Origin of the sequence: Pseudomonas sp. Sample_10 (assembly GCF_004321495.1) — a bacterium.
GTDB lineage: Bacteria > Pseudomonadota > Gammaproteobacteria > Pseudomonadales > Pseudomonadaceae > Aquipseudomonas.
Genome location: NZ_RCOE01000303.1, coordinates 1 through 940 on the forward strand (window position 1 = coordinate 1; position 940 = coordinate 940).

The following is a 940-nucleotide window of genomic DNA, read 5'->3' on the forward strand; positions in this document are numbered from 1 at the left end:
TGTCGATTCGCGAGCAGGTCGGCAGCGCCAACCTGTTCCTGCAATACGACATCTACCACATGCAAATCATGGAAGGCGACCTGGCCCGCACCCTGCAATCGCATCTGGGCGAGATCAACCATGTACAGCTCGCGGACAACCCGGGGCGCAACGAACCAGGCACCGGTGAGATCAACTACCGCTTCCTGTTCGAACACCTGGACCGCATCGGTTACCAGGGTTGGGTCGGCTGCGAATACAAGCCGCTGACCACCACTGAAGCCGGCCTCGGCTGGTTGAAAACCCATAACGCGATCTGAGTTTAAACCGGGCCTCTGTGGTGAGGGAGCCTGCTCCCGCTGGGGTGCGAAGCGCCCCCAACAGCCATTCACTATGGTGATTCGGGCAGAACCGGTTCTCAGGATCTACGACTGCTTCGCAGCCGAGCGGGAGCAAGCTCCCTCGCCACAAAGTGTGTTCGGCACATTATTTGGCTACACAAAAACAAGAGGATTTTTTCATGGCTAAAATCGGATTTATCGGCACCGGCATCATGGGCCACCCAATGGCGGCGAACCTGCAGAAAGCCGGTCACAGCCTGTTCCTGTCGGCACACCACGACGCCGCGCCTGCCGATCTGGTTGCTGCTGGCGCCGTTGCCCTGGCGAACCCCAAAGAAGTCGCCCAGGAAGCTGAATTCATCATCGTCATGGTGCCGGATACCCCGCAGGTCGATGACGTGCTGTTCCGCGCCGACGGCATTGCCGCGGGTATCGGCAAAGGCAAAGTCGTGATCGACATGAGCTCGATCTCGCCGACCGCCACCAAGGCTTTCGCGGCCAAGATCAACGAGAAAGGCGCGCAATACCTCGACGCCCCGGTGTCCGGCGGTGAAGTTGGCGCCAAGGCTGCGACCCTGAGCATCATGGTCGGCGGCGATGCCGATGCCTTCGAACGCGCC

At 60.3% G+C, this 940-nt stretch carries 2 protein-coding genes; both read left to right on the forward strand.

Annotated elements, in window-relative coordinates; genetic code table 11:
- On the forward strand, nucleotides 1-299 hold a 299-nt coding region (locus D8U18_RS28175), incomplete at its 5' end, for a TIM barrel protein (protein ID WP_153189121.1).
- 200 nt (nucleotides 300-499) lie between these two features.
- Nucleotides 500-940, forward strand: a 441-nt coding sequence (locus D8U18_RS28180) for an NAD(P)-dependent oxidoreductase (protein WP_131109233.1), incomplete at its 3' end; no start/stop codon positions are given.